The sequence below is a fragment of the Acinetobacter lwoffii genome, assembly GCF_024129115.1.
GTDB classification, from domain to species: Bacteria; Pseudomonadota; Gammaproteobacteria; order Pseudomonadales; family Moraxellaceae; genus Acinetobacter; species Acinetobacter lwoffii_T.
Genome location: NZ_JAMXXO010000019.1, coordinates 37,574 through 59,228, shown reverse-complemented (window position 1 = coordinate 59,228; position 21,655 = coordinate 37,574). Strand labels below are relative to the sequence as shown.

The following is a 21,655-nucleotide window of genomic DNA, read 5'->3' as shown; positions in this document are numbered from 1 at the left end:
ACTAAGTCACTGTTTTATCAGAAGTTTTAATCTTCATCACCGCCGATGGATGTGCATTCTACAGGATTCCCAACCCAATACAACCCCTATTCTTAAATAATTCAGCAAAAATATCACGACTGTTTATTTATTCTACAAAAATCGCACTTTTCTTCATTTCTTGAGCAGTAAAGGGACTGAATTGGATAAATGACTTAATCTTTTTTCTGTTTTATTCTGTTCCTGAAAGCGTAAAGGCCGACAATCTATGTATTCACAATAGCCCCCTTCCCCACTTTCGGTTTCTTCATTTATTTTCACTTGATAACTAAAACTTCCTACATAGCCCGCTGCCAGACCAAATTTAAAATCTCCACGACTTTGCCCTTGTACCCAGATACAAGTACCGTCTGCATTTTCATAACACCATTCAAATTCGCGCGGCAAATACATACTCTGCCCATTAGGTGTCGTGACACGCGGATAAACACGATGAACTTTAAAATAAACTTTGCGATCGAACATTTGGGTCCGCATGTTTTTTAAATCACGCAGATAGATCCGCGACTGAACAATACGATTAAAACCATCCCGAATTTGCGCCAACAACAGTTGCCGGTTTTCACTAAGATTAATAATTTGATAAGTCAGGAAGGCCAAAGGCAGATAAGGAAAGTTAAAACTTCGCGCGTATTCAAAGCTTCCCAGACCATCAATCGTATATTGCTGCGCTTTATAGTTCACCGTTCCCTGACAATGACATAGCAAAGACCAGTGATCTGCCAAGGAAAACCGCATTTTGGTAAAATGAGAAATCAGTTGAATAGTTTGAATATTTAAATCCAAACTGAGCTCCGAGTCAGAACGTTGCAAACGAAAATTTGGGAAATTTCCGCTCAATTGCTCCCGATCCAGAAACTGAAACAGACCCGATTTAAAATGACAGTCCTGCTTGACCGAGTAGTGATGTAATTGCCCCACCATATGCGGACTCGAACTGCAAATCACGGTGGCGGTATCTAAGGCTGTGGTTTCGATTGCGCTCGGGTTTGACAGCATGGGTGCATTGGGTTGCCCGATAATACTCATAAAGTTTAAATAATAGAGCGGTGCCGGGAGCCCGGGGATCATCAAACCTTGATGAATAATTTTATATTTTGAGGTAGGACCATGATAGGCGGGATAGCGCGAAACAGCAGGAGTCTGATTTAGCTGTTTCGAACGATCTAGAAAATCTTGAAGAAACCGCATCTCAGACTCCTTATATTTTTATAATGTACTCGATCTTTTTGCCATAAAGGTGGTCACAAAACCAGACAAGGCATAGAGAATAGAAATGACCAGAATGCCGACAGGAATATTATAAGTCATCGCTGCAAAGACGAATACGGCAATTGGTAGGACAAAAAATGGAACCCGTTTACGTTCTACAGTTTTAAATGAATAGTATTTGATATTGGAAATCATCAACAAGCCCACCGCAATAATGACCACTGCATTAATGACCTGAAGAGAAGGTTCACGAATATCAAAGATTTCTGGAAAATCCAGACCGACCCAGACCAATGATACAATCATGATGGCAGCCAGAGGACTTGCGACACCGATAAAATAACGTTTATCGACCACACCAATCTGCACATTGAAACGTGCCAGACGGAACGCAGCACATGCGGTATAGACAAAACAGGCTGCCAGACCAATACGGCCCAAATCACTCAAGCCCCAGCTATACATCAAAATAGCGGGAGCTACGCCAAAAGCCAGCATGTCAGAAAGCGAGTCAAATTGTTCACCGAACGGACTTTGTGCACCAATAGCACGTGCCACACGTCCATCCAGTCCATCCAGTAATGCCGCAATAAAAATCGCATAAATAGCTTGCTGAAAATCACCATTCATACTGGCAATAATCGAGTAGAAACCTGACAACAACGCTGCCGTTGTAATCAGGTTCGGCCATAGATAGATGCCTCGACGCTTAACTTTTTGCCCTTCCTGGGTATGCTCCTCTTCTTCTACCTCAAAGGTGATGCCATCGAAAGGCACTTCAGTTGAAGAGTCACGTTCCGGTTTGCTTATATTTGTCATTCTTGTCGATCCTAGCTATGACCTGATCTTTGAAAAAATTATTCGCCCACTAACCAGCGAACTGCAGCGTGACCACCATTTTCACTCATGCGAAGATGCGGGAATAACCACTGTAGCGCTTCATCTGCATCTTCAGAGAATTTCCAAGGCGGGTTAATCACCAGCAAACCACAACCGTTCAAGCCGACAGGGGTATCATCCGGCCATACACAAACTTCACACACCAGTTGACGGCGGATACCAGTCTTGAACATTTTCTTCTCGAAGCGTTCGATCATGGCACGGTCTTTAATTGGATACCAAACGGCAAATACACCTGTCGGCCATTTCTTATACGCGGCAACCAGCAGCTCAACCAACTGCGGAAAATCTTTACGTTCCAGTTCATATGGCGGATCGATCATCACCAGACCACGTTTTTCTTTTGGCGGAATGACTGCCAACAGACCTTCGTATGCATCACGCTCATGCAAACCGGCACGCTTGTCAAAAATATTATGACGAAGTTGCTGGAATACATCACGCTGCATTTCAAAAATGGTCGCTTTATCAATTTCACGCATGCCTTCTAGCGCAAACCACGGCGAACCCGGATAAGCACCCTTACCAAAGTTTTCACGCATGTTTTCAACAATTTTCAAGTATTGTTGTACGCCTTCAGGTGCATTACGCTTGATCGAATCATCCAGCTTAATAAGACGATGAATACCGTTTAAAAACTCACCTGATTTTTGCGCTTCGGCAGTCGACAAATCATATTTACCTGCACCACCATGTGTATCTACATAGCGATAAGGTTTGTCTTTTGCATTCAGTCGAGTCAACAACTGAAGCAATAAAACGTGCTTCATGACATCGGCAAAGTTGCCTGCGTGGTAAGAGTGACGGTAATTCATGTTTCAATTATTCCTAAGATCAATTGCTATTTTAACATGAAAAACTATTTCGTTCAGAAACGATTATTGAACTAAAATAGCGGACCTTTTTTTACCACACTATCGAGAATTGAAAAAATGGAAGCAGTTATCATCCCAGGGGATTGGAATGTTGATCAAATCTTAGATGATTTAGATCAACATGGCTTTAGTATTGTTGACGATGCTTACTCTAGCGAATATCAACATGCAGTGAGCCAAGAATGCTTAAGCCACTTAAACGAATTTCGTAATGCAGCCATTCAAAATGGTGTAGTTAACAACATCCGTAGTGATCATATTCTTTGGTTACAACCTGAATTTCAAATTTCCCACCTACACATCCAAACACTTCAACAATTTTCCCAAATTTTAAACCGCGCGTTTTATTTAGGCATCAAAGATGTCGAAGCACATTTCGCTTGCTATCACGCGGGTGAGTTCTATACCCTGCACCGCGACAATCCTCAAGATAAAAATGGCCGGATGATTTCCAGTGTGTATTATTTACATGAACAATGGCAGACGGACTGGGGCGGTGAACTACGCCTGCAGGACAAACATGGCCAGTGGCATATTATCCAGCCAAAACCGAACCGAATGGCGCTGTTCCAGAGCGATTTATTACATGAAGTTTTAATCTCTAAACAGCAACGCCTATCCATTACCGCCTGGCTAAGAAGTGATACCTCACTACTCTAAGACACGCTGCCGCTTTAAATTTTAATTTTTAACCTCATATAGCCATTATTGAGAAATGAGGATTGCGTTGATGCGATTAACGACCAAACAGATTATTCAACGTCTGGGTGAAACTGACCAATTGTATTTAAAAGGCAATACGCCGGAATTAACGCTTGAACGCGCTGATCTTCGTTTACAGCTGGTGACTCTAAGTGAACTGCGTCAGGAACAGCGACATTTCCTGCAAGAAGCCGTAGTGTTGCTGGAACAAGGCCGGGTAGAATTTGAAGAAATGCCGCTGCGCATGTATATCAACCTATCTTTGCATCTAGCCAAGGCCTATATGATGTTCTTTGAATTGACTAAAGAGCACCATTTTGCCCTGATTACCCAGCAAATTTTAAAGCCAATGGCCAGTTATGAGCATGGTGATATTTATTTCTTCCTGGCCTATGCCAGTGCCAGTAAAAATGAGCCAGCCCTGACTCGCCACTGGTTAGGTAAGTACACCACCACTGCCGAATTTGAGCTGGAATTATTACAGCAGCATCATGCATTTAATGATTATCGTCAGCACGAATGGTTTAACAAAATATTAAAAAGCAAAATGCATTAAGCCAAAGAACAAAAACGCCTCAAATGAGGCGTTTTTTAATACAAGCTATATCATCTTATTTTAAATATCAGAAAAATGTAGGAAAAATGATCAAGCAGGTTGACGTCTATAAGCGTCCATGTGCAGTTGCTGATTCAGTTCATCGACCCAAATTGCCCAATCATCATCTTGTACCAAATGGCTGATTAATAAAGAACGCTGGGCTTTATTCCAGAATGGCGCATCATGCAAGGACAGCCCTGCTGGCAGTTGATGGGTGCGTACATACAATTCAATAGCCGCAGGACTATTGGCGAGACCGAGCTGAGAAAACAAGAGCTCTAAGGATGGTTGGTTCTTTGCGAGCATCGCGCCCTCCTTATATCAGATAAATTGTAATTATTTATAGATCTAACTTATAAGATAAGACAAAAAAAACCTAGTCCTTTGACTAGGTTTGTTGTTTCTTTTTGTATGAATGCATTTAAACGCTTTGTTTGTCGCTTTCCACATGTAAAAGCTGATTTAACTTGTCAATAATGACAATCCATTCATCATCTTGGTGCCAATGTTCACGCAGGAAGGCACTTTGTCCCTCACTCCAGAATTCGGCATCTGGCAATGCGACTTCAGATGGCAATTGATGGGTATGGGTAAATTGATTAATTGAGGCTTCATCAGAAGGCAAACCCAATTGTTCAAATAATAATTCTAAAGTTAACTGTTGTTCCGTAAGCATAAATAGACTCCATCGTAGTGTTAAATTATGAGCGTGTTGAGATTCGAATTCTTAGGTTGATTTATGGCCGGGTATGTCACAGGAACCTGAACCCTCTGCCTCAATATGTAATTGTTCATTCAATACATCAACAAAAATGGCCCAGTCATCATCTTTCTTCCAGTGACTGATCAGAAAGTCATGCTGTGATTTACTCCAAAAAGGAGCTTTATGCAGTGGCACATCCATACCAATTTGATGCGTACTAATAAACTCATCAATGGCTTCCGGACTCGAATCCAGACCCAATTGTTCAAAGAAAAGTTCGAAGGTAGCGCGTTGCTCTAACATCTGAACCTCCATCTTTTTATCTATAATCTTGTTTCTACCTTAGATGGCTCATAGCGAAAACTCAGTTGTCTCTCCTTCACAGCTTGTTATTTTTTGTTGATTAAAGTGAGTGATATAAAAAAAGCACCCCAAATGGAGTGCTTTTTCAACTTAATCTGAAAAGATCAAATTATTTAAGCATGTCAGCAATTGCTGCGCGCTCTTCTTCAAGTTCATTCAACGTGAAGTTGATACGCTCTTGACTGAATTCGTCGATTTCTAGACCTTGAACGATTTTGTATTCACCGTTTTCAGTCGTTACAGGGAAACCGAACATTACGCCTTCAGGAATACCGTAAGAACCGTCAGAAGGAATACCCATAGTTACCCATTCGCCGTTTGTACCAAGAGCCCAATCGCGCATATGGTCGATTGCAGCGTTAGCAGCAGAAGCAGCAGAAGACAAACCACGTGCTTCGATAATCGCAGCACCACGTTTACCAACAGTCGGAAGGAATGTATTTGCATTCCATTCTTGGTCGTTGATCATGTCTTTAACGCTTTCGCCGTTAATTGTTGCAAAACGGTAGTCGGCATACATGGTTGGAGAGTGGTTACCCCAAACTGTAAGATTTTTGATGTCTTTAACCGCTTTACCAGTTTTAGCAGCAATTTGAGATGCAGCACGGTTGTGGTCAAGACGTAACATTGCAGTGAAGTTTTTCGCTGGAAGATCTGGAGCAGATTTCATTGCGATGTAAGCATTCGTGTTTGCAGGGTTACCAACAACTAGAACTTTAACGTCACGGCTTGCAACTTCGTTCAATGCTTGACCTTGACCGATGAAGATTTCACCGTTCACTTTAAGCAGGTCAGCACGTTCCATACCTGGACCACGTGGACGTGAACCAACTAATAACGCATAGTCAGCATCTTTAAATGCAACTTTAGGATCATCAGTACCGATCATGTCTTCTAGTAATGGGAATGCACAATCTTGAAGCTCCATCATTACGCCTTTAAGCGCTTGTTGAGCTTTCTCAAAAGGAACTTCGAGCAATTGCAAAATCACTGGTTGATCTTTACCTAGCATTTCGCCGCTTGCGATACGGAATAATAGGCTGTAACCAATTTGACCTGCAGCGCCAGTAACGGCAACACGAACTGCTTGCTTCATCTAATTATCTCCAATTGAGGATATTCAATGCGATTAAATAGTTAGTATTTAATCTAATAATCGTAAACGCGAAAGATTGTACTCCAATCCTTTGCCAGATGCATATAAAAGAGGACGGATTTCACCTAAAGTCTGATAGGAAATATAAATTAAATCGGCAAAAAAGCTCAGTATGTTCCTTTTATTGTGACAGTTTTTGGGCATGTATTAATAATGTTGGCAGGACAGGATTTGTAATTGCCATTGGGGCGATAACAGACCTTGATCGAGGTAAGCACGCTGGCTGACTGAGTCTGCTGGCAGTTGAATCGCAAGGCATTGCCCGGTAATTGCGGATTAATTTTCAGGAATTTGGCTCGCAATGTATCGACAGAAATCGTGATATTTTCCTGTTCCGTCAGTTCCGCAGGCACTTTGAGACGATCTGCATAATTGATAATCGTCCGGAAATACTGACTAGCATTCATCGGCACGCAGCCACCGATATTACGCCATAAAATTGTCCGGGTATTGTCATCCGGCATGATCCTGGCCACTACCTTGGACTGCAGTGGTGACAGTTTCGCAGAGCTATTGGTCGTGCAATTTTGTGATGTGGTCTGAGGATATAAGCCGGAGATATTCAGCGAATAACCTTCCAGACATTTTCGTTTCTTGGCATATTCCGGATACAGACTACATAGGGCCGGGACCATTTGTACATCCATGACATAGTCTGTCGGCGCAGCAAACGCTGCCGGACTGCTGGCCAAAAATACAAGCGTAACCGATCCAGCCCAGACTCGACGATCCTTCATTATTTTCATGAATAAATCACCATCCCCCAATAATTTTAATTTTATTGTGTATTACGTAATGGTATCAGTTGCATGCGTTTACCCACTGACTGTGCCCCCTGTCCTAACAAGATACCGTAATGCGTCGCATTGGTCATGACATGTTTCACATAATCTCGGGTTTCAAGTAAAGGAATACTTTCAGTATATTGATCTGCGGCCATTCCCTGAAATTCTGGCTGCCAGCGGCGGGCACGGTTTGGTCCGGCATTATAGCCTGCTGTTGCCAGAACTGGACTATTGCTGAGCTGACGCTGAATGGTAGATAAATAGAATGTTCCGTAGCGAATATTGGTATTCATATCGGTGAGTGCTGCCGGATTATAAGCCTCACCCATTTGACGCGCCACCAACTTGGCCGTATCCGGCATAATCTGCATTAGACCACCCGCCCCGACATGTGAACGTGCGACGGTATTGAAACGACTTTCTTGACGCATCAAACCATAGGCCCAGGCCGGATCAATCCCCGCATTGCGACTATGGCTGACCACGTAATTCTGATGTGGCATTGGATAACGATAGTTATAATTATGTTTGTTCGCGGTACGGTCAGCGGCATAAATGGCACGATCATACCAGCCCATATCCATGGCACGTTTTGCCGCGGCCAGCAACAGGTCATCATCCTTCTTTAGATAAGCCTGACGCACTGCCCAGTTCCATTCCCGGTTAATATAGTTCTCCGGGGCGCTGATATTACGTAAGGTGAAAGCACGGCGGAAATGAATATCCTGATTCAAGCGCTGCATAGCCTGATTGGATGGCTGCGCTGGATTTGGTGTACTCGCAGTCACCTGCCCCAGCTTGTCGCGTGCCAGAAGATTGTGATAATCATCCCCGGTGGCCAGCTTACGATAAATACTTTCTGCTGCCTGTTTGGAAGCACGATCAGTACGTTGTTCGCTGGCACGCGCCAGCCAGTATTGCCAGCGATCTTCCTGCTTCTGGTTAACGCTCATGCTGTCAATCGCACGGATCAGGCTTTCCCAGGCACTAAAACGGATGGCCTGACGTGCATAAATTTCGGCTTCTTCTGGGCTAAATGGCAAACCATAACTGGCATCCAAGGCATTTAACACTTCGCGGTTGAAGTTGTTTTTCATGACTGTGGTACCACCGATATAACCGACAGCACGATATAAGGCGCGTTGTACCTGTACTGGTGTACCTTCGGCAGTCCGTTTGACGATAGACAAAGCTGAGTCCAAATCGCTATCGGCCAGACGTCCCAGCGCATAAATCAGATAGGCATGCTCCGCCGCAGTACTTTTAGGCGCAGACCACAAATAATTAGTGGGATTGGCCTGAATCGAATTCAGTTGTGCCAGAGACAGATTTAGACCAATGCCTTGCGCTGTCGCAATGGCCTGACCTGACTGTCCGGCACGAAGTTGTCCCCAGAGTCGCTGCTGACGGTCTTCTGCGGTCATGAGTGGACTGGATAGCATCATCCGGCCTAAACCAGTACAAGAATCGGGTTGGCTATTGGTGGTTAACCAGACTTCTTTAAACTCGGCATAGACCAGTTCATCGCCAGCTTTGGCGCGCACTTGTGCCACTGCACAGGCTTCGGCAGGATCAGCATTGGTCACATAAGGCAATACCGGCTGGGCAGTGCTAAAGTCTGCCATTTTTACTTTTTCTTCGACATAGTCCGCTGCCAGCTTTTCAGCCATAGCGGATTGAGGGTAACGTTGGGCAAAGCTGATAATCTGGCTGACAGGCTGCATGGCAAGATTCTGGTTTAAAATCCAGTATTCCGGATAATAGCCCAAGGCGTCATTCTGCATAGACAGACGATATTGCTGTAAAAGTTCAGTATTACCCGCATTGGCTGCACGCAAGGCATCATTAAATTGTTCTTCTGCTGCCTGTGTACTCGCTGAACAGATACATGCCACACTTAAAGTAATTAATTTATAGTATTTATACATAGTTTTAGTGTGTTTCAACATCCCTTTGCCTTCTATCATCGATTTTGTGCTTTGCCCATGTTGCATATCATAAGAGCTAGTTTGAAAATTATAACCAACTCTATTGTTCAGTTATGTAACCTTATGATTAAGCAATATTAATCTACAGACAATTTTTGCCCATAAATCAATATTTTTCCACAGTTAATTTGGGCTATAAGTTTAAGCGACTTTCCTGCTAAAATATGCGCCTTTCCAAAATTTCAGTCCGTGAATTGAATTTTTATTCACCTGTTTGATGCATCAATCAGGCTGTTCGTTCACTCTTTCAACGTATTACCTTGTAGGAGCCTACATGACGGTTCAAACCTTCATTCCGAATGGTGCCCCAGCTGCCTCAGAAAACACTGTTACCCAGCCAGCGCACACCCCAGCCAGCGATGCTTCAGTTAAAAAACTGTACATTGAAACGCAAGGGTGTCAGATGAATGAGTACGACAGTCACCGTATGGCAGACCTGTTAGGCGATTCTCATGGCTATGTGCTGACCACTGATCCTAAAGAAGCAGATATTCTGCTGATGAATACCTGCTCGATCCGTGAAAAAGCCCAGGAGAAAGTATTCTCCGAGCTGGGCCGCTGGCGCAAACTAAAGGATAAAAATCCTGACCTGATTATTGGTGTCGGTGGCTGTGTGGCATCTCAGGAAGGCGACAACATCCAGAAACGTGCCAATTATGTCGACATGATTTTTGGCCCACAAACCCTGCACCGTTTGCCGCAAATGCTGGATCAGCATTTTGAGCAGATTGAAAAGCCGAAAAAAGAAAAAATCAAACTGGTGGATATTTCCTTCCCCGATATCGAGAAATTCGACTTTTTACCTGAACCGCGTGTTGAAGGCTATAAAGCATTCGTATCAATTATGGAGGGCTGTTCCAAATACTGTTCTTTCTGCGTGGTGCCGTATACGCGTGGTGAAGAAGTATCTCGTCCACTGGATGATGTACTGGCTGAAATTGCAGGTCTGGCAGAAAAAGGCGTGCGTGAAATTTCACTGTTGGGTCAGAACGTAAATGGCTACCGTGGTGAAACTTTCGAAGGCAATATCTGTACTTTTGCTGATCTGTTACGTTTGGTTGCAGATATTCCAGGCATTGGCCGTATTCGTTATACCACCTCGCATCCACTGGAATTTAATGACGACCTGATCCAGTGTTATCGTGACCTGCCACAAATGGTTTCACATCTGCATCTGCCGGTACAAAGCGGTTCCAATGATGTGTTGCAAGCCATGAAGCGTAACCATACGATTGATGTTTACATCGAAAAGATTAAAAAGTTACGTGCAGTTCGCCCTGACATGCACCTATCTTCAGACTTTATCATTGGTTTCCCGGGTGAAACAGGTGAAAACTTTGAAGAGACTTATCAGTTTATTCAGGATCTGGATTTCGACCATTCTTATAGTTTCATCTATTCAAAACGTCCGGGTACGCCTGCGGCAGAACTGGAAGATACGATCTCTGAAGATATCAAAAAAGAACGTCTGGCCAAAGTTCAGCAATGGATTAAGCGTTCAAGCATTGACAAGACGGATGCCATGCTCGGGACCATCCAGCGTGTACTGATCGAAAAAGTTTCTAATAAAGATCCGAATATTCTGGTCGGTACGGCGGACAATACCCGTTATGTTAACTTTATTGGTGACCCTGCCTGGGTAGGCCGCTTTGCCGAGATTGAAATTACCGAAATTAAAACTTTGAATTTAGTTTACGGTGAGCTCTTGAATCTTGAGCCTGACGTGGCGTAATGTAGAGCATATAACGCACACTTCATAAGGAACACTCTTGACTGCAGCGATTCGACGTACAGTAGCTTTTCCTGGAATTTCGATGGACCGTATACAAGCCATGTTAGGTGCCTATAACGGCCATTTGAAGCAAATTGAACAACGTTTAGACGTCAAAATCTCCCATCGTGGAGAAAGTTTTATTATTGATGGTGGAATCGATGCCGTTGAGAGAGCCGAAATGCTCTTGCAACGTCTTCATGAAGAATCTGAACATAGTCAGCAGATTAGTGCAGATACTTTACATCTGATGATTCAGGGCAGCCAGACTGACCGCGAGCTTCAGCAAGATCTGGATGATCAGGAACATACGGGGCTGGACAATGTTTGGCTGCAAACCCGTAAGGGCCGGATCAATCCGCGTGGTGCCAACCAGAAACGTTATGTACAGCGCATTCTGCAAAGTGATATTTCTTTTGGTATTGGCCCTGCCGGAACAGGTAAAACCTATCTCGCCGTTGCGGCTGCCGTGGACATGCTGGAGCGCAATGAAATCCAGCGTATTTTACTAGTTCGTCCTGCAGTTGAAGCCGGTGAAAAACTTGGTTTCTTACCGGGGGACTTAACCCAGAAAATCGATCCTTATTTACGTCCCTTGTATGACGCGCTGTATGAAATGCTCGGCTTTGAAAAAGTGGCCAAGCTGATCGAACGTCAGGTGATTGAAGTGGCTCCGCTTGCTTATATGCGTGGCCGTACCCTGAATCATTCTTTCGTGATTCTGGATGAAGCGCAGAACACCACCCCAGAACAGATGAAGATGTTCCTGACCCGTTTAGGTTTTGGTTCACGAGCGGTGATTACCGGTGACGTAACTCAGGTGGATTTACCACGTGGTCAGCAATCGGGTCTGTCACATGCCTTGCGCGTGATTGATAAAATTCCTGAAATTCATATCACCCGTTTCCATTCGCGTGATGTGGTACGTCATCAACTGGTACAGAAAATTGTCGAAGCCTACGAAGGTTGGGACAGTGAACAGCAGCGCTTAAGTGCTGAAGCACGTGCCGAACGAAAAGCACGTCAGGATGCCTTGATCGCTGAAAATGATGCTGCGGCAGACGCACAGCATTAAGCTTTAAAATTAAGGATTTGTGTTGAAACTTAGTCTTTCCTTACAACAGGACTTTCAGTCGCCTGAACTGGTACTGAAGCGGGCCTATATTAAAAAAGTTGTAGAAACCACTTTACGTCATATCGGCACTCAGAGTAATTGCGAAATCGGAATTGCCTGTGTCGACAATGACGAAAGTCATAAACTGAATCTGGAATATCGAGGCAAGGACAAACCGACCAATGTCCTGTCTTTTCCGAGTGAACTTCCAGATGAAATGGCGCAGTTTCTGGATGCATTTCCCATTGGTGATCTGGTGATCTGTATTCCTGTAGTGCTGGCCGAAGCGCTGGAACAGCAAAAAGCGCCTTTGACTCACTTTACCCATATGCTGGTACATGGCACTTTGCACCTGATGGGCTATGACCATGAAACCTCGGATGAAGATGCCGAAGAAATGGAAGGCATTGAAATCGAGATTCTGGCCAAGCTGGGTTTTGAAAATCCTTATCTGGAACAGAACTAAAATTTGAATATTAAAAAAAGCGGGCCAAGGCTCGCTTTTTTTAATGAAAGTTGCCCTCCCTCTAACTCCCTCCCAGAGGGAGGGAGAACATTCATTAGAATCCTATGATTGTTAAACATTATAGATATAGTTCCCTCTCCTTATTAGGAGTGGGTTAGGGAGAGGTCTTGGTAAATATCAACTTTAACGCACTTCAAACTCCGCTTCTGCCGGGTCAAAACGCCAGGTACGAATCACTCGCAGTTCGGAAATTTCTTTCATTTTACTGTCGAAAGCACCAAATGGCGCTGCCTTACGCACGGAAGCTTTGGCTGCTTCATCCAGCATGGCATGTCCCGAACTGTCAATCAGTCGAATGGCACGAATCCCACCATTCTGGTTCAGGATCACCATCAGCCGCACTTCCCCTGCCAGATTCTGTTGTTTGGCTGCTTCCGGATAATAACGGTTCCCATAGAACTCCACTTTCTCGCGAAACTTTTCCAGATATGCGGCCGAAACATCCTGCTTGGACTGAATACCATCCACAGTCTTAATTTTTTGCTGACGACTGAAATTTTGCTGACGCTGTAAATATTGCGCTTCCAGACTGGCGACCATGGCCGCTTTGGCCTGAAACTGGCTCTGTAATTGCTCCTGCATTTTTTTACGCTGATTTTCTTCCGCCTGCTTTTGCCAACTCAAGGTGGTCATCAGGACTTTTTCTTCAAAACTGAGTTCCTGTTGCTGTTGCAGCATATCTAGACTTTCTTGCAGTTCTTCACCTGCATGTTGCTCCATTAACGGCGATGGCATATCACTCGACATGCGATGAGCTTCTCTAAACTGACCGGAACCCTGCTGGTCCGTTTGAGCCAGAAAATCAGCATGCTCAATTTTTTCATCAGTCTGTCGCAAACTAACTGCGATTTCTTTGGTACTGGTATCCCGATCTTGCGGCATACCAAATTCCAGTGTCAGCACGATCAAATGCAGAATGCCTGCGGCAAGCAACGCACTGCTAAACACTGGATCTTTCCACCAAGTTCTGACCAGAGGCATGAGTATCATCGTTTTTTCACATTCGCCTAAACTCAATAATGAGTTCAGCTCCCCAAAAAAGTATTTGAAAGATTAAAAATAAACGGATTCGTCATTTATCTTTTTAAAATGCCAAATCCATCAAATCTTCAACGTTACATAACTAAAACTATAAAAATGGTGCTATTTATTTTGCTAAACTTCAAGCATGAACGCTTGTATTTTTCATACAATTCGACAAGATACATCCCGAGTCAAAAATAAAGTTGCCAGGACGCTTCAGTATGCAAACGCTAATTTCCAATATTTCCAACCGAATCCGCCAAGTGTATCAGAGGGCGGAAGGATTTATTGAAGATGAGCGTGAATTTCCCCTATCGCAAGTCTTCCTAAATGCAACCTTTCAGCGCTTTGTCACAGACAATGTCGATGCATTGAAAGACTTACACGCAGATTTACATGAAGACTGGCTGCGTCTCTACGCAACACTGGATTATAAAGGCCTGATTGTCACTTTATCGGTTGATTTGAAACTGGTACAGATGGAACTGAATAAAACCACCCAGTTGATCGTGTTCGAGCAAATTAGTGATACCCAGCTGATTGAAGCCAAATATCCGAATATGCTTTATAAACTTGGCGTGCGTTTTGGCCTGTTCTTCTATCAACGTGTCTTGAATAAAGATCCTTTGGGAATGATTTTGGAAAAACTGGGCGTGATTAAAGTCATCGATGACTTGCTCTATCTGGATTTAAATCGCTGGTTAGGTAAAAGCCGATCTGTCATTGATACCTTGGGCAAAGTTCATGTGAATCACGCAGTACTTCGTGAAGCCGAACTGGTGGTGATTGGTAACGTCAATCTAGCCGCCCTGTTTAGAAAACTCTCCCAAGATCAGGAAGAGAACTGGGATGAAGACGAGATGGATGACAACCGGGTCACCCCCATTAAACAGAAAGATCCTTCTTAAATTATGCCGAACATAGTCTTTGAACAAAAGTTCCATAAAACTACATGAAATATACATTTTTGGCAGAAATATCCCTTCAACTTCCATATTTTGCCCAAATAATAAAGGGTGCAATAAGTGATATGTTTTGCCAATTGAATCAATATAGGAAAATAACTGATGGCGAAGACTGTATTCAAAATTTTAGTGATGACCACGGGTCTGAGCAGCGCAATACTGTTCACTGGTATTTCTAGCCAGGCTTTTGCCATGACTCCTTTCCAGGCCAGTTATCAATTTAGCTATAATGGCAAGAATATGGGTTCTGCAACACGGACTCTAAGTAAATCTGGCAATAACTGGACGTATGTCTTTGCTGCAAAAGCCGGGGGGATTGCCTCTGCAACCGAAACCAGCCGCTTTACTTTTAATAATGGCAAGATCGGCTCAAGCAGTTTCAGTCGCAGCAGTAAAGTACTGATGCATAACAATACCATGAGTATTAATTTCAATCCTTCCAGCAAAAGCATCAGTACCAAGAAAGACGATGAGAAACGTTCTTTTGCCTGGAGAGCAGATGTTCTGGATGAGTTGAATGCGGAATTGCAGATCCGTGAAGATTTAAAAAATTCAGGTCTGAAAGCAAATTACTATATCGCTGATGCCAAAGAAGTTGAAGGCCGTAAGTTTGTCAAACAGGGTTCAGAGACTATAAGCACCAAATACGGATCTTTTAATACCATTAAAGTGGTGATGAAGCATAGCAAGCCAGGCCGTGAGACCATCTTCTGGCTGGCGCCAAAACTTGACTATCTTCCAGTCAAAGTTTCGCATGTCGACAAGAAAACCTCCTATGGTTTGCTGTTAACTGACTATAAAGGTGCAAGCAACTAAGTTTTTGGCGAATTTCACTTGATTTTTTCCGGGTGCTTTTTACAATACGCTTTTGCTTGAAAAAGCACCTGCTCTTGAGGATTCTCCCGTGCATGCACTAGAACAGAAAATCTTGGCTGAAGGCATCGTTCTCTCTGAAGAAGTTTTGAAAGTAGATTCTTTCTTAAACCATCAGATTGATCCAGTCATGATGCAACTGATTGGTCAAGAATTTGCGCGTCTGTTTAAAGATGCTGGTATTACCAAAATTATTACGATTGAAGCATCAGGTATTGCACCTGCCGTAATGGCCGGCCTAGAGCTTGGCGTACCTGTAATCTTTGCACGTAAATACCAGTCTCTGACCCTGAAAGATGATTTATATCGCTCTAAAGTCTTTTCATTTACCAAACAGACTGAAAGCACGATCGCGATTTCAAATAAACACATCAGCTCAACCGATAAAGTTTTAGTGATCGATGACTTCCTGGCCAATGGTCAAGCCGCTTTAGGTCTTGCAGACCTGATTCACCAGGCAAATGCAGAAGTAGTCGGTATTGGCATTGTGATTGAAAAATCATTCCAGCCAGGTCGTGACCTGCTGCTTGAAAAAGGCTACCGTGTGGAATCACTGGCACGCGTAAAGTCTTTGACAAATGGCACAGTTGAATTTGTTCGCGACTAAGCTCGCCAATGAATTTTAAAAGAGCGCTGATGCGCTCTTTTTTTATTGTGTTTTTCTGATGATATAAATTTAAAATATCCAGAGCTCAGCCTAAGTTCTTATTGATTCTTCCAGATTTGATCCTAGATAAATGGCTTAATCTTAAGCTCCAGGCTATTTAATTTCTGAAATAGAGAGTGTCAAACAAATAAGTACTTTTTTATCCGATGAATAAACAACAATTTATGTGGATGTTATTATAAAATAAAGAGGTCTAACTATCTGCCAATAGTTAGACCTGTGTTCACCTCGAAAAAAGAGTTTATTTAACAGTCACAGTGATACTACCGCTATTCACAGCACCGATAGCGGTAGTTGTGATGCTGTTGTTAATAGCAGTTTGAGTTCCTTCTGAAATAGCACTGACAGATGCATCAATAGCACCCGCATTATAGGCAATATTCGCTACACTATAATTGCTTAAAGTTTCATTGATTTCCTCACTATAGTCAGTACTTAGTGTCGAACTCACAACTTCCGAGATATCTGAACTATCCGCAACCTCTGATAACTCCTCTAGAGTTTCAGAATTATTAGTTGCACTCGTTACTTCACTGTAGTCGTAGTTATCCGTTGCATCTGATATGTCTGATACCACCTTATTGTAGCTACCCTGCTCAATACTGATACTACCTGTATTCGCGGCACCAATCGCAGTAGTTTCAATTGTACCTTCAATTGAACTAATGGCGTCTGGTGCTTCTCTTGTAGCTTCTGCAATTGCTTCTAAATCGACACTTGCATCAACATCACCTGTATTCACTGCAAGATTCAAAGCAGAACCATTTTCAACCTGCTGAGAAATAGAATCCAGGGTAGCTTGTAAGCCTGTATCTACGGTGACATCAGTAGGTGTTTCACCATCTTGGGCGTATGCCATACCTGCGCTAGACAGAAAGGCGACGGATAAAGCGATTGTTTTGATCGTGTTTTTCATCGTTGTTCTTCCTACTTTTGTTTTGAAGTACCTCTCGCTAAGTACTCCTTCTTATAATGGGAGCGAGCCCATTTTTAAATATTTTTAATCACGCTGCGTGCTAGACCAGTAATTTTCGACCACCTCAGGATTGGCCTCCCATAGCGTTGTGGTTTTTTCATCTTCTTGTTCTTTATCAGCCTTTTCTTGAGTATCTTTTTCTTCATTCTTTTCATTTGAAGAAGGTTGACGCTGCTTCTTGCTTATATATTTAATCAAGTCCTGTTTACTCATTTCAGGCTCTGCTTCAGGGTTTTGAATCACCTCGGACTCTTTCTGTTTAGGTGGTTTCGTATCTTTGCTTGGGGAGTTGGTTGACTTATTTTTTTCATTGGATGAGTCTGCCTGGCGTGATGCTGATTCCTGAACAGCGCTACTTGAAGCTGTACTATTTTGTTGCTGGCTTTTCTTGTACTTATGCAGTGCCACAGAACTTCGGGTTAAGTTCAATTGACCGAACTCTGGCGGTATCTGCGCACGACAGCTTTCAAATACGGCGGGCGGGACGACCTGACTCAGCAATTCAAAAGTGGCCAGATTCAACATTTGGCGCAAGGCAAAGTTAGTTGCCTCTCGTTCTCCTTTTCCAATCTGAATGTTTAAGAGTGTACGACCAGCGAATCTGCCTGCACTTAAGCCATAATCCTGTGCAGCAATTTGCTTCTGCAATGAAACATTGCCCACGACTTTACTGCTGCGGGTATCAGTCAAAGATAAATCCAGACCGACCATAATCCGGGTTTGACTATAATTCGGACCGACACCAGCGATCTGCATGTCAAAACCACCACCCGGAATAAAATCCAGACTGTTAATACTGCCTGTCACATAATAATCAGAAGCCTGGATTTGTCTTGGATCACGAATGCCCCACTTGGCTTCGCTTTCGATAATCCGGGGATCACACCGGTTCATTAAGCTTACCCCCGCCTGAAACAAGGCAGATTGCACCATATCTCCCGCACCTTGGGTCACCATTTTTCCGCTACCACCATTGGTAACTACATCCTTACCGGTTTGATCCAGAATTGCCCCCACGGAGAAACTCACATCACTACGTAATTGTCCTTTTAGGCAGGATAAAGCCATATCAAAAGGGGTAAAAATATCGGTAATTGGGGGGCCTTGTACCAGGCTAACTGGCTTCTTGTTTGAGGGCGCTAAACCCGTGCAGCCTGTTAAAAAAGAGCTGAAAAGGACAGTGGCACTCACGAAAGATATATGTCTTCTTGTCGAGGAGAAATTCAACATTGTGATTCTCCTGGTCTGTTACTTAAATTAAGACAGCGCTGAGGATTTTGGTTGGTATTTGAATTGACTGGTGCTTCATTCAGCAACTCACTCGTAATATCGATACTGTTGTCTGTACCCTCTACATTGATATTGTTGGTCGGGGTATTTACCGTCCCGATGGAAGTAGTTGAGGTGCTATGAACGGTGGTTTTACCTAATCCGGAATAATAGTCTGACTCCTTAAGTTCGATCAGATTGGCTTGAACTAGATTCTCATTGGAACGGGCACTGGATGATTTCCAACGCTGAGTCCACTCATCAGAGGTGGCATAAGCGTTACTCAGAAAACATAAACCTAATAAACCCAGATTGATAACTAATATTCTCATAATCTTAATATCCTCTGACTTAAGATATTTATTTAATTTTTCATTTAAGTAAGATTAAATTTATCTGAAAAATATTAAATCACATAAAATTATAAAATGTAAAACTTATCCCTATTCACTTATTTTTTTTGTTTTATTTAAAAATATAAATTATTGTTTTTATTAAATTAATATATATTTGTTTATTAGATCTCTTTCATAAATCAAAAAATGATCTTCTTTTTGGTTAATATTTGCACTCCTAATTTCTTGGCATTCGTGCATAATCTGCGGATGAAATACATCGATTCAAACAAGCTTTCTGATCCTCAGTTCAAGCGATACACGGGCATCTCATGGTCAACTTTCTATTTGATGGTTGAGCAATTGAAGAAACATGTTCCTGTCAAAGGCAGACCGCCCAAGTTAAGCCTGGAAGACCAGGTTCTGCTCTGTCTGAGCTATTGGCGGGAATACCGAACCTTATTTCACGTTGCAACGAGTTACGGGGTTTCAGAGCCCACAGCCTCAAGAATTGTCCGTCATGTTGAAGACTGCCTGATTCGGTCCAATCTTTTTAATTTACCGAAAGATTTACCCGAGGGCGAAGGCATTGACTGGAATGTTGTGATCGTGGATGCCACGGAAATTCCAATACAAAGGCCCAAAAAAACAGAAGAAAAGCTATAGCGGCAAGAAAAAGACCCATACCTTTAAAGTACAGGCCATGATTCACTACAAGACTCAGCAAATTCTGAGTTTATGTAGCAGTCGCGGTGCAGTGCATGATTTCGAGTTGTTCAAACGCAATTTAAACCAGATTCCTTCAGGAGCCTTTGTTCTTGCGGATAAAGGTTATCAGGGGATTTATACTTTGTATCCCAATAGCCTGTTGCCCTTAAAAGCCAAAAGACGCTGTAAATTGGATCCTGAACTAAAAATCTATAATCAGGAAATCAATAAAAGAAGAATAGCAATTGAGCATGTATTTGGCAGTCTAAAAACTTTCAAGATCCTTGCGGAACGTTATCGCAATAGAGCTAAAAGACTCGGTTTGAGATTCAATCTAATTGCTGGAATTTATAACTTGGAGCTGAGTAAAAAATGATTTATGAAAGAGGTCTATTATTTGTGATTTGTAAGAAATCATTATATAAATTTTTTTTGAATATAAAATTCATCCAAAAAACTTGATTAAGATAATATATTTTTTATATTATCAATAATCAAAAATTTATCTAATAAAGATTAGAATTATTATACTTTTTATATTTTAAAAGTCGTAAATTTTTATTTTATTAGAACTTCTATTTAATAAGGATAAATGTCACGATTTATTTAAAATATAATTAATCAATTACAATGAAGGTGACTTATAAAGAAACGCCAATATTCAGATGTATTTTGGCTGAAAACTTGAATAGACCTGATAAGAACTCGTTTACATATTTTTCGACTTCCCTTCCTTTTTCATTTCGAATCCAGAAATGGCCTACCTAAGATCGCAATATTTAGACTGATGAGAGAAGAACATTTCTGATGATCTTGAGATTTGCCATTTCCTCAATGACAGGTTAAGAATTGCGTTAATCAACCAAGAAGGCATATATTTACAGCTGAAATACAATGTTTTAGCGTGAACTCAACTAGAATCATCAAGTGAGTATGCAATGTTTCTGATTTGCGAATTCAAAACTTATCTAGTGTGTTGTTGTATGTTATGAATACGTGCTGATCAGGGCACACATCCTATTCCCGACAAACCTAAAACAAGCACATCTCAATCCTTGATGGAACAATCTATGCAATGTCCTAAATGTGGCTCAGCTGATATCGAACAGCGCGATCATGAACAGAATTTAAAGAAAATTGGCGGCATTCTCATGAGTTCAGCGGGTGCAACTGCAGGGACTGTGGGTGGCGCTGCTTCAGGTGCATCGATTGGCGCTGCAATTGGTACAGTAGCCGGACCTTTAGGTGTGATTGTCGGCGGAACCGTAGGCACTTTTGTCGGTGCAATCAGTGTCGGAATTACCGGCGGTGTGGTCGGTAATTTTCTGGGGAAAAAAGCCGGGGTTTCTGTCGACCGTAATCTGTTTCAGGATTATCAATGTCTGAAATGCAAATACAGATTTAGTCAAAAAGATCAAAAAGATCAAAAAGAAGCCTAATAAAATTCAGGAAATGAAGTTCATCCTTCATTTCCTGTGAGTGTTTTTCAGACTCGATTGAGTTTCAGTACCACTTCACCTAAACGCTTGCCTTGTACTTCACACAGAATTTTTTCATCCGGACTCAAGCCCTGATCATGCCGTGGGCCGCTGACATGACTAGCACCATAAGGTGTGCCACCAGTTTTGGTATTCGAGAGTGCAGGTGTTGCGTTACTAAGCCCCATGATCATCATGCCATGATGAAACAATGGCGGCAGCATGGTGAGTAAAGTACTTTCCTGTCCGCTATGCATGGAACCTGATGCCGTAAACACGCAAGCCGGTTTACCGTGTAGCGCTCCATTCAGCCACAAACTCGTGGTCTGATCCCAAAAATATTTCATTTCAGAGGCCATGTTGCCAAAACGGGTCGGTGAACCAAGCGCCAAACCGGCACACTGCGCCAGATCATCCAGAGTACAGTAAATATCCCCTTCTGCCGGAATACTCGGTTCAGCGACTTTTACCATGCTGGAAATATTTGGAACTGTCCTGATTTTTACTGCCACGCCTGCCGCTTCAATTCCATTGGCAATCAGATGCGCCATTTCTTTGGTTGAGCCATATTTGCTGTAATATAAAACAAGGACATAAGGTTGCATCATGATTCTTATTCATTACTTAAA

General features: G+C 42.6%; 25 protein-coding genes. 11 read left to right on the top strand and 14 right to left on the bottom strand.

Annotation, left to right across the window (positions count from 1 at the left end; genetic code table 11):
* Nucleotides 1-153: 153 nt before the first annotated feature.
* From NI470_RS12895 to NI470_RS12885, 3 genes are read right to left on the bottom strand one after another with little or no spacing between them, the layout of a single operon-like run.
* On the bottom strand, nt 154-1,230 hold the full coding sequence (locus tag NI470_RS12895) for a DUF6670 family protein (RefSeq protein ID WP_148335244.1): 1,077 nt from the start codon (nt 1,228-1,230) through the stop codon (nt 154-156).
* 18 nt (nt 1,231-1,248) lie between these two features.
* A complete protein-coding gene (gene pssA / locus NI470_RS12890) occupies nt 1,249-2,070 on the bottom strand; it encodes a CDP-diacylglycerol--serine O-phosphatidyltransferase (RefSeq protein WP_005108642.1) in 822 nt (273 codons plus the stop codon).
* Nucleotides 2,071-2,108: 38 nt separating this feature from the next.
* Complete coding sequence (locus tag NI470_RS12885) at nt 2,109-2,966, bottom strand: 23S rRNA (adenine(2030)-N(6))-methyltransferase RlmJ (protein ID WP_004281423.1); 858 nt, start codon at nt 2,964-2,966, stop codon at nt 2,109-2,111.
* Nucleotides 2,967-3,083: 117 nt separating this feature from the next.
* Between NI470_RS12885 and NI470_RS12880 the strand changes: the two genes are divergently transcribed.
* Nucleotides 3,084-3,686 (top strand): 2OG-Fe(II) oxygenase, encoded by a 603-nt coding sequence (locus NI470_RS12880; protein ID WP_253148583.1) that lies wholly within the window; start codon nt 3,084-3,086, stop codon nt 3,684-3,686.
* A 70-nt stretch (nt 3,687-3,756) separates the two neighbouring features.
* A complete protein-coding gene (locus NI470_RS12875) occupies nt 3,757-4,284 on the top strand; it encodes a hypothetical protein (RefSeq protein WP_004281425.1) in 528 nt (175 codons plus the stop codon).
* Between the two features lie 90 nt (nt 4,285-4,374).
* Here NI470_RS12875 and NI470_RS12870 read toward each other — a convergent pair whose 3' ends face one another.
* The 6 genes from NI470_RS12870 to NI470_RS12845 form a co-directional block, all read right to left on the bottom strand.
* On the bottom strand, nt 4,375-4,632 hold the full coding sequence (locus NI470_RS12870) for a DUF2789 family protein (protein ID WP_004645106.1): 258 nt from the start codon (nt 4,630-4,632) through the stop codon (nt 4,375-4,377).
* Between the two features lie 115 nt (nt 4,633-4,747).
* Complete coding sequence (locus NI470_RS12865) at nt 4,748-5,002, bottom strand: DUF2789 family protein (RefSeq protein ID WP_004645105.1); 255 nt, start codon at nt 5,000-5,002, stop codon at nt 4,748-4,750.
* Between the two features lie 51 nt (nt 5,003-5,053).
* The gene (locus NI470_RS12860; protein ID WP_253148580.1) at nt 5,054-5,332 is read right to left on the bottom strand and encodes a DUF2789 family protein; all 279 of its coding nucleotides are present in this window, start codon (nt 5,330-5,332) and stop codon (nt 5,054-5,056) included.
* Nucleotides 5,333-5,501: 169 nt separating this feature from the next.
* Nucleotides 5,502-6,488, bottom strand: a complete 987-nt coding sequence (locus tag NI470_RS12855; protein ID WP_004645103.1) for a malate dehydrogenase — start codon at nt 6,486-6,488, stop codon at nt 5,502-5,504.
* A 167-nt stretch (nt 6,489-6,655) separates the two neighbouring features.
* Nucleotides 6,656-7,294: a ribonuclease T2 family protein gene (locus NI470_RS12850; protein WP_071850828.1), complete on the bottom strand. Its 639-nt coding sequence runs from the start codon at nt 7,292-7,294 to the stop codon at nt 6,656-6,658.
* 32 nt (nt 7,295-7,326) lie between these two features.
* Nucleotides 7,327-9,261 carry a lytic transglycosylase domain-containing protein gene (locus NI470_RS12845; protein ID WP_171054334.1) on the bottom strand — a complete coding sequence of 645 codons (1,935 nt, stop codon included), beginning with the start codon at nt 9,259-9,261 and terminating at the stop codon, nt 7,327-7,329.
* A 334-nt stretch (nt 9,262-9,595) separates the two neighbouring features.
* Here NI470_RS12845 and miaB point away from each other — a divergent pair, with 334 nt between their 5' ends.
* Genes miaB through ybeY form a run of 3 tightly spaced genes read left to right on the top strand, consistent with a single transcriptional unit; the run spans nt 9,596 to nt 12,672 of the window.
* On the top strand, nt 9,596-11,053 hold the full coding sequence (gene miaB, locus NI470_RS12840) for a tRNA (N6-isopentenyl adenosine(37)-C2)-methylthiotransferase MiaB (RefSeq protein WP_253148578.1): 1,458 nt from the start codon (nt 9,596-9,598) through the stop codon (nt 11,051-11,053).
* Nucleotides 11,054-11,090: 37 nt separating this feature from the next.
* Nucleotides 11,091-12,167, top strand: a complete 1,077-nt coding sequence (locus NI470_RS12835) for a PhoH family protein (protein ID WP_004732214.1) — start codon at nt 11,091-11,093, stop codon at nt 12,165-12,167.
* A 22-nt stretch (nt 12,168-12,189) separates the two neighbouring features.
* On the top strand, nt 12,190-12,672 hold the full coding sequence (gene ybeY / locus NI470_RS12830; protein ID WP_253148568.1) for an rRNA maturation RNase YbeY: 483 nt from the start codon (nt 12,190-12,192) through the stop codon (nt 12,670-12,672).
* A gap of 183 nt (nt 12,673-12,855) precedes the next feature.
* On the opposite strand, the gene NI470_RS12825 is transcribed toward ybeY, so the two are convergent.
* Nucleotides 12,856-13,713, bottom strand: a complete 858-nt coding sequence (locus NI470_RS12825) for an energy transducer TonB (protein WP_171260775.1) — start codon at nt 13,711-13,713, stop codon at nt 12,856-12,858.
* A 263-nt stretch (nt 13,714-13,976) separates the two neighbouring features.
* Between NI470_RS12825 and NI470_RS12820 the strand changes: the two genes are divergently transcribed.
* The 3 genes from NI470_RS12820 (at nt 13,977) to NI470_RS12810 (ending at nt 16,200) form a co-directional block, all read left to right on the top strand.
* On the top strand, nt 13,977-14,663 hold the full coding sequence (locus tag NI470_RS12820) for a hypothetical protein (RefSeq protein ID WP_213686838.1): 687 nt from the start codon (nt 13,977-13,979) through the stop codon (nt 14,661-14,663).
* Between the two features lie 159 nt (nt 14,664-14,822).
* Entirely contained in the window at nt 14,823-15,536 is a 714-nt protein-coding gene (locus NI470_RS12815) for a DUF3108 domain-containing protein (RefSeq protein ID WP_253148557.1), read from the top strand.
* 88 nt (nt 15,537-15,624) lie between these two features.
* Nucleotides 15,625-16,200 carry a xanthine phosphoribosyltransferase gene (locus tag NI470_RS12810; protein WP_004732222.1) on the top strand — a complete coding sequence of 192 codons (576 nt, stop codon included), beginning with the start codon at nt 15,625-15,627 and terminating at the stop codon, nt 16,198-16,200.
* 301 nt (nt 16,201-16,501) lie between these two features.
* Here the strand turns inward: NI470_RS12810 and NI470_RS12805 are convergent, their stop codons facing one another.
* The 3 genes from NI470_RS12805 to NI470_RS12795 all read right to left on the bottom strand — a co-directional run bounded on the left by NI470_RS12805 (nt 16,502) and on the right by NI470_RS12795 (nt 18,837).
* The gene (locus tag NI470_RS12805; RefSeq protein ID WP_253138818.1) at nt 16,502-17,176 is read right to left on the bottom strand and encodes a hypothetical protein; all 675 of its coding nucleotides are present in this window, start codon (nt 17,174-17,176) and stop codon (nt 16,502-16,504) included.
* A gap of 84 nt (nt 17,177-17,260) precedes the next feature.
* Entirely contained in the window at nt 17,261-18,466 is a 1,206-nt protein-coding gene (locus NI470_RS12800) for a CsgG/HfaB family protein (RefSeq protein WP_253148555.1), read from the bottom strand.
* The gene (locus NI470_RS12795; RefSeq protein WP_005108624.1) at nt 18,460-18,837 is read right to left on the bottom strand and encodes a hypothetical protein; all 378 of its coding nucleotides are present in this window, start codon (nt 18,835-18,837) and stop codon (nt 18,460-18,462) included. The genes NI470_RS12800 and NI470_RS12795 overlap by 7 nt, the downstream gene beginning before the upstream one ends.
* A 273-nt stretch (nt 18,838-19,110) precedes the next feature.
* Between NI470_RS12795 and NI470_RS12790 the strand changes: the two genes are divergently transcribed.
* The 3 genes from NI470_RS12790 to NI470_RS12780 all read left to right on the top strand — a co-directional run bounded on the left by NI470_RS12790 (nt 19,111) and on the right by NI470_RS12780 (nt 20,987).
* Nucleotides 19,111-19,506 carry a transposase family protein gene (locus NI470_RS12790; RefSeq protein WP_071850805.1) on the top strand — a complete coding sequence of 132 codons (396 nt, stop codon included), beginning with the start codon at nt 19,111-19,113 and terminating at the stop codon, nt 19,504-19,506.
* The gene (locus NI470_RS12785; protein WP_071850806.1) at nt 19,454-19,924 is read left to right on the top strand and encodes an IS5/IS1182 family transposase; all 471 of its coding nucleotides are present in this window, start codon (nt 19,454-19,456) and stop codon (nt 19,922-19,924) included. The genes NI470_RS12790 and NI470_RS12785 overlap by 53 nt, the downstream gene beginning before the upstream one ends.
* A gap of 682 nt (nt 19,925-20,606) precedes the next feature.
* A complete protein-coding gene (locus tag NI470_RS12780) occupies nt 20,607-20,987 on the top strand; it encodes a hypothetical protein (RefSeq protein WP_253148587.1) in 381 nt (126 codons plus the stop codon).
* Nucleotides 20,988-21,034: 47 nt separating this feature from the next.
* Here the strand turns inward: NI470_RS12780 and wrbA are convergent, their stop codons facing one another.
* The gene (gene wrbA / locus NI470_RS12775; protein ID WP_253148585.1) at nt 21,035-21,631 is read right to left on the bottom strand and encodes an NAD(P)H:quinone oxidoreductase; all 597 of its coding nucleotides are present in this window, start codon (nt 21,629-21,631) and stop codon (nt 21,035-21,037) included.
* Between the last annotated feature and the right edge of the window lie 24 nt (nt 21,632-21,655).

Coding starts and splice junctions, on each gene's coding strand:
- NI470_RS12895 (WP_148335244.1), bottom strand. CDS start 1,230: ATGCGGTTTCTTCAAGATTTTCTAGATCGTTCGAAACAGCTAAATCAG.
- pssA (WP_005108642.1), bottom strand. CDS start 2,070: ATGACAAATATAAGCAAACCGGAACGTGACTCTTCAACTGAAGTGCCT.
- NI470_RS12885 (WP_004281423.1), bottom strand. CDS start 2,966: ATGAATTACCGTCACTCTTACCACGCAGGCAACTTTGCCGATGTCATG.
- NI470_RS12880 (WP_253148583.1), top strand. CDS start 3,084: ATGGAAGCAGTTATCATCCCAGGGGATTGGAATGTTGATCAAATCTTA.
- NI470_RS12875 (WP_004281425.1), top strand. CDS start 3,757: ATGCGATTAACGACCAAACAGATTATTCAACGTCTGGGTGAAACTGAC.
- NI470_RS12870 (WP_004645106.1), bottom strand. CDS start 4,632: ATGCTCGCAAAGAACCAACCATCCTTAGAGCTCTTGTTTTCTCAGCTC.
- NI470_RS12865 (WP_004645105.1), bottom strand. CDS start 5,002: ATGCTTACGGAACAACAGTTAACTTTAGAATTATTATTTGAACAATTG.
- NI470_RS12860 (WP_253148580.1), bottom strand. CDS start 5,332: ATGTTAGAGCAACGCGCTACCTTCGAACTTTTCTTTGAACAATTGGGT.
- NI470_RS12855 (WP_004645103.1), bottom strand. CDS start 6,488: ATGAAGCAAGCAGTTCGTGTTGCCGTTACTGGCGCTGCAGGTCAAATT.
- NI470_RS12850 (WP_071850828.1), bottom strand. CDS start 7,294: ATGAAAATAATGAAGGATCGTCGAGTCTGGGCTGGATCGGTTACGCTT.
- NI470_RS12845 (WP_171054334.1), bottom strand. CDS start 9,261: ATGTATAAATACTATAAATTAATTACTTTAAGTGTGGCATGTATCTGT.
- miaB (WP_253148578.1), top strand. CDS start 9,596: ATGACGGTTCAAACCTTCATTCCGAATGGTGCCCCAGCTGCCTCAGAA.
- NI470_RS12825 (WP_171260775.1), bottom strand. CDS start 13,713: ATGCCTCTGGTCAGAACTTGGTGGAAAGATCCAGTGTTTAGCAGTGCG.
- NI470_RS12820 (WP_213686838.1), top strand. CDS start 13,977: ATGCAAACGCTAATTTCCAATATTTCCAACCGAATCCGCCAAGTGTAT.
- NI470_RS12815 (WP_253148557.1), top strand. CDS start 14,823: ATGGCGAAGACTGTATTCAAAATTTTAGTGATGACCACGGGTCTGAGC.
- NI470_RS12805 (WP_253138818.1), bottom strand. CDS start 17,176: ATGAAAAACACGATCAAAACAATCGCTTTATCCGTCGCCTTTCTGTCT.
- NI470_RS12800 (WP_253148555.1), bottom strand. CDS start 18,466: ATGTTGAATTTCTCCTCGACAAGAAGACATATATCTTTCGTGAGTGCC.
- NI470_RS12795 (WP_005108624.1), bottom strand. CDS start 18,837: ATGAGAATATTAGTTATCAATCTGGGTTTATTAGGTTTATGTTTTCTG.
- NI470_RS12790 (WP_071850805.1), top strand. CDS start 19,111: ATGAAATACATCGATTCAAACAAGCTTTCTGATCCTCAGTTCAAGCGA.
- NI470_RS12785 (WP_071850806.1), top strand. CDS start 19,454: ATGCCACGGAAATTCCAATACAAAGGCCCAAAAAAACAGAAGAAAAGC.
- NI470_RS12780 (WP_253148587.1), top strand. CDS start 20,607: ATGGAACAATCTATGCAATGTCCTAAATGTGGCTCAGCTGATATCGAA.
- wrbA (WP_253148585.1), bottom strand. CDS start 21,631: ATGCAACCTTATGTCCTTGTTTTATATTACAGCAAATATGGCTCAACC.